This window comes from Microbacterium sp. H6, assembly GCF_003314775.1.
In the GTDB taxonomy this organism is placed as follows: Bacteria; Actinomycetota; Actinomycetes; order Actinomycetales; family Microbacteriaceae; genus Microbacterium; species Microbacterium oxydans.
Genome location: NZ_QOAY01000151.1, coordinates 15,473 through 20,272 on the forward strand (window position 1 = coordinate 15,473; position 4,800 = coordinate 20,272).

General features: G+C 69.2%; 5 protein-coding genes. All 5 read right to left on the minus strand.

The window, feature by feature from the left end; translation table 11 throughout:
- Positions 1-25: 25 nt before the first annotated feature.
- The gene (locus tag DSP71_RS09735) at positions 26-1,015 is read right to left on the minus strand and encodes a methyltransferase dimerization domain-containing protein (RefSeq protein WP_058632910.1); all 990 of its coding nucleotides are present in this window, start codon (positions 1,013-1,015) and stop codon (positions 26-28) included.
- A 72-nt stretch (positions 1,016-1,087) separates the two neighbouring features.
- Positions 1,088-1,798: an alpha/beta fold hydrolase gene (locus DSP71_RS09740; RefSeq protein WP_113680983.1), complete on the minus strand. Its 711-nt coding sequence runs from the start codon at positions 1,796-1,798 to the stop codon at positions 1,088-1,090.
- 34 nt (positions 1,799-1,832) lie between these two features.
- Positions 1,833-2,420: a TetR/AcrR family transcriptional regulator gene (locus DSP71_RS09745; RefSeq protein WP_046749685.1), complete on the minus strand. Its 588-nt coding sequence runs from the start codon at positions 2,418-2,420 to the stop codon at positions 1,833-1,835.
- A 47-nt stretch (positions 2,421-2,467) separates the two neighbouring features.
- Complete coding sequence (locus DSP71_RS09750; RefSeq protein ID WP_046749686.1) at positions 2,468-3,301, minus strand: ATP-binding cassette domain-containing protein; 834 nt, start codon at positions 3,299-3,301, stop codon at positions 2,468-2,470.
- Positions 3,298-4,800 (minus strand): dipeptide/oligopeptide/nickel ABC transporter permease/ATP-binding protein (locus DSP71_RS09755; RefSeq protein ID WP_258546356.1); only part of this gene is annotated, 1,503 nt, incomplete at its 5' end. The genes DSP71_RS09755 and DSP71_RS09750, both read right to left, overlap by 4 nt.

A 4,800-nucleotide genomic window follows, 5' to 3' on the forward strand; every position in this document is an offset into this window, starting at 1 on the left:
CGGTCACCCGGCGCCGGGACGAGTCTCACACCGCAGTCGCCACGAGCACCCGCGGGCTGCCGGGCAGCGCGACCTTGTCGCGCACCGACCAGCCGGCGTCGGCGAGCCATCCGCGCACCTCGGTCTCGGGATAGACGACGGTGCCGTCGATCACGAGGTACTCGCCCGCGTGCAGGGCGTCGAGCCCGCGCTGCTCCACATCCTCGTCCAGGAAGAAGTCGAGCACGGTCAGGGTCGCGCCGTCGACGGCAGCCGCCCGCAGGTTGCGGAAGATCTGCGCATTCTCCTCGGCGGAGAAGCGGTGGATCACGTGGTTCGCGAAGACCGCGTCGTACTCTCCCTCGGGAGCGGTGGTCGCCGTGTCGCCGACCTCGACCGTGGCACGCTCCTGCACTCCCGCAGCTGCGACCGCGTCGGCGATGCCGTCTTCGAAGCCGGGAGCGTAGAGGAACGTGGTGTGCAGCTCGGGGTTGTCCGCCATGACGGACAGCGCGAACTCGGCGGACAGGCCGCCGAAGTCGAGCACCCTGGTCGCACCGTCGAGGTCGACGTGACGGCCGAACTCCTGCGCGTGCAGACGGTTGTACGTCATGACGCCGGCCATGAAGGTCGCCCAGCGGGCGTCGTCCATCTGCAGGTCGCCCGGCTCGGTCGTGTCGACCGTATGCGCGAACTGCAGCCAGTGCGGGTAGCTGATCTCGTCGAGGAACGTGAGGAAGGGAGCGAGGTCGATCGCCGCCTCGTCGCCGACCAGGTACGCGGCGGCATCCTCGGCGAGCGCGTAGCGTCCGCCGGTCCTGGTGAGCAGGCCCTTGGCGGTCATCGCATCGGCGAGCAGCGTCGCGATGCGCTCGCTGACCGCGCACCGCTCGGCGATCGCGGCCGCCGTGTCCGCCCCGTCGGCGATCGCGGCGAACAGGCCGATCCTGCTGGCCTGGAAGAGCTGCTTGGAGGCCATGTAGCCGGTGGCGATGTCGAGGATCCGCGCCGCGTCGGCGGTGGGGGTTTCGGTCATGAGCGAGCCTTTCGAATTATCTACGAATGTTGGAAATAAAGATCATGGTTGAAGCCGGATGTCGAGGGGGCTTCAATCCGCGAGGAACTCCCGCACCGCGGTCCGGAACCCCGGTGCGTGCAGGGCCGCGAGATGGTCGCCGGGAACGCGCCGTGTCCGTGCATCGGGTAGCAGCGCCGCGAGGTCGTCGATCCCCGCCGCCATCCCGTCGTCGACTCCACCGATCAGGAGGACCGGAACGCCCGGCCCGCCGCGATCGGCGACGAAGGGCTCCGCCGCCAGACCCTCGATCAGATCGAGCAGGTCGGCAGGACGGTTGCCCGGCATCGACACCATGCCGAGGATCATGCCAGTGAGCGGATCCCTCGGCGCGCTGCCGTCCGCGAGGGAGGCTCGCGCGGCCGGGAGGTCGACGAAGGAGAAGGGCTCCCCCGCGCTGAGCCCGCCGAGCACGAGCCGCCGAACGGCGATGTCGTGACGGGACGCGAGGTCCCATGACAGCCGCGCCCCGAGCGAGTAGCCGACGAGGTCGACCTCCTGCTCACCGACGGCCGCACGGATCGATGTGGCGATGGTGTCGGTCACGGCCGATGTCGTCGCGGTCCCGAGCGCGATGCTGTCGCCGTGAGCCGGAAGGTCGATCACCACACGCGGTCGATCGCCGAGAACGGCGTCCCACTCGCTTTCGGGCCAGTCCAGACGCCCCCTCGAGGCCAGGCCGTGCAGGAACACGACAGGACGCCCCGCTCCCGGATGGTGCGAGACGGACAGTGGTGCGGTCATGAGGCGCCTTCCTCTCGAATGCGGCGCCTCGCGGTCAGCGGAGTCGCGCCAGGAACTTCCGGATGTAGTCCTCGTAGTCGGCGATGCGCTCGCCCTCGGGATACATGAGGTTGATCACCGTCGCTCCGACGGCGACCGAGATGAACTCGTTCGCGAGGGCCGCATAGTCCTGATCCCGGATGGATCCGGCATCGCGCGCCGCCTCCATCCGCTCGACGAGCATCGCGTGCCACCGCGCGAGATGCGTGCGGTAGAGCACCGTGAGCTGATCGTTCGACATCGCGTACTCCCAGAGGGCGAGGAGCACACGCCCACTCGCGATCTCCCCGACACTGCTCGGCAGCGTACCCTCGAGCACCTGCTGCAGCATCCGCTCGGGCGTCGCGCCCTCGGAGATCGACTCCTGGAGCCAGGTGTCGTGCTCGAGCAGCACGGTCTCGAAGGTGGCGGCGACGATGCTCTCCTTCCCGGGGAAATAGTGCTTCAGGGCACCGTTCGCGAATCCGGCCTCGGCGGCGATGCTGCGCATGGTCGCCGCCTCGAATCCGCCCTTCAGGATGATGCTCTTCGCCACCTCGACGATGTCCCGTCGACGCTGGTCGTGGTCGATGATCTTCGGCATGTCGTCCTTCCGGCCGATTCTGCTGCGTGGAGTGTTCCGGCCTGGAGCTACCGTACCGCCGCATCGCGCACCTCCCGCAGAGCGAGCCACTGCGCGCGACGTTCGCGCTGGGCGCGCGGGTCGGCGACAGGCGAGGCCAGCCGAAGGCGCTCGGAGTAAGGATGCTCGGGGGCACGGGTCACCTGCTCGCCCTCCCCGACCTCGACCAGCTCACCGCGGTACATCACCGCGACCCGATGGCAGACCCGTCGCACGACGCCCAGGTCGTGGGAGACGAAAAGGTAGGCCACACCGGTGTCGCGCTGCAGCTCGATGAACAGGTCGAGGATCGTCGCCTGCGTGGTGAGGTCGAGCGCACTCACCGGCTCGTCGCACACGATCAGGCGAGGGCCCCGCACCAGCGCGCGGGCGATCGCGACCCGCTGCCTCTGCCCGCCGGAGAACTCGCTCGGATACCGGTCCACCGACGTCGACGGCAGCCGCACGCGATCGAGCATCTCCCGTACCTTCGCCTCTGCGGCCTTGGCACCGATGCCGGTGGTGAGCAGCGGCTCAGCGAGGATGTCGCCGATCGTCATGGCGGGATTCAGCGAGCCGTAGGGGTCCTGGAAGACGACCTGCACGTCATCGGCGAGCGCTCGGCGATGACGGGTGCCGAGGTGGCTGATCTCGCGCCCGTCGAACCGGATGCTGCCGGCTGTGACGGGAGCGAGCCCGAGGATGGCCTTGCCGAGCGTCGACTTCCCCGACCCGGACTCTCCGACCAGACCGAGGCACTCCCCGGGTGCGATGTCGAGCGAGACGCCGTGCAGTGCCCGGTAGGCCTGCCGTCCGCGACCGTATTCCACGACCAGGTCGTTCACCTCGAGCAGCGGGTTCATGCGGGGACTCCCGTCGTGCGGCGGTCGAGCTCGGCTCTGCCCTCGGCGTCGTCGAGCGACGCGGCGATCAGTTCTCGCGTGTAGTCGACGGCAGGGGCGGCGAAGAGGTCGTCGACAGGGCCCGACTCCACGATGTCGCCGCCGCGCATCACGATCACCCGATCGCAGATGTCCGCCACGACGCCGAAGTTGTGCGTGACGATGAGCAACGCCATCCCGTACTCCGCCTGCAGCTCGCGCAGCAGCTCCAGCACCTCGGCCTGCACCGTGACGTCGAGCGCGGTCGTCGGTTCGTCGGCGACGAGGAGCGACGGCTTGCCTGCGATAGCCCCCGCGATCAGCACCCGCTGCGCCATGCCTCCCGACACCTGGTGGGGGTAGCTGCGCATCACCCGGTCGGGGTCGGTGAGGCCCACTCGCACGAGCATCGCCCTGGCGCGTTCCTTCGCCGCAGCCTTGCTGAGCCCATGCGTGCGGCGCAGCGGCTCGACCAGCTGATGGCCGATCGTGTACGAGGGGTCGAGGTTGCTCATCGGCTCCTGCGGCACGTAGCCGATGGAGCGCCCCAGCAGGGCATGGCGCTGCGCGGGTGTCGCCTGCGTGACGTCGACACCACCGACCCAGATCGCGTCGGCGGTCGCCCGCCCGGTGGCCGGAAGCAGGTCGAGCACCGAGAAGACCGTCTGCGACTTCCCGGATCCCGACTCGCCGACGATGCCGACGACCTCGCCGGGGGCGACGTCGAGGGTCACCCCGTGCACCACCTCGGTCTCGCCGTTCGGTGTGGCGTGCACGACCCGGAGGTTCTCCACGCGCAGAGCCGAGGCCTCCGCGGCGTGCTGCGCCGTGCCGGACGGGGAATTCGGTCCGGAGAGGGCGGCGGACCCGGCAGCGGAGACGGCGACGTCCTTCCGACGACGGGACACCCGTGGCGTGCGCACCTGCACCAGCTCGGCGAGCGTCGACCCCATGATCGCGAGCACCGCGATCGTGAGCCCGAGGGCCGCCGACGGCCACAGCAGCATGAGCGGATACGTGAGCATGAGGCGGAAGCCCTCCAGCATCATGGCTCCCCAGCTCGGGACGTTGGAGTCGCCGATGCCGAGGAACTGGAGGCCTGCCTGCATGCCCATCGCGATACCGGCGGTCAGCGCCGTCTGGATGATCACGGGCGGATAGACGGCCTTGATCACGTGGCGGAAGATGATCCGTCCGTCGGAGAGTCCGGAGACCCTCGCAGCGTCGATGTAGGGCTCGCTGCGCACGGCGAGCGTCTGCGAGCGGGCGATGCGGAAGTAGCCGGGCACCATGAACACGCCGACGGTGGCCATCAGCAGTTCGAAATTGTTGCGAGACCCTGCGGCCACGACGAGCAGGATGATCATGCCGGGGATCGACTGCAGGGCATCGCTGATCCATGTGGAGACCCGGTCGAACGCTCCCCCGAAGTAACCGGCGGCGACACCGGCGGGCACACCGATCACGAGTGCGGTGACGAT

Coding starts and splice junctions, on each gene's coding strand:
- DSP71_RS09750 (WP_046749686.1), bottom strand. CDS start 3,301: ATGAACCCGCTGCTCGAGGTGAACGACCTGGTCGTGGAATACGGTCGC.
- DSP71_RS09745 (WP_046749685.1), bottom strand. CDS start 2,420: ATGCCGAAGATCATCGACCACGACCAGCGTCGACGGGACATCGTCGAG.
- DSP71_RS09740 (WP_113680983.1), bottom strand. CDS start 1,798: ATGACCGCACCACTGTCCGTCTCGCACCATCCGGGAGCGGGGCGTCCT.
- DSP71_RS09735 (WP_058632910.1), bottom strand. CDS start 1,015: ATGACCGAAACCCCCACCGCCGACGCGGCGCGGATCCTCGACATCGCC.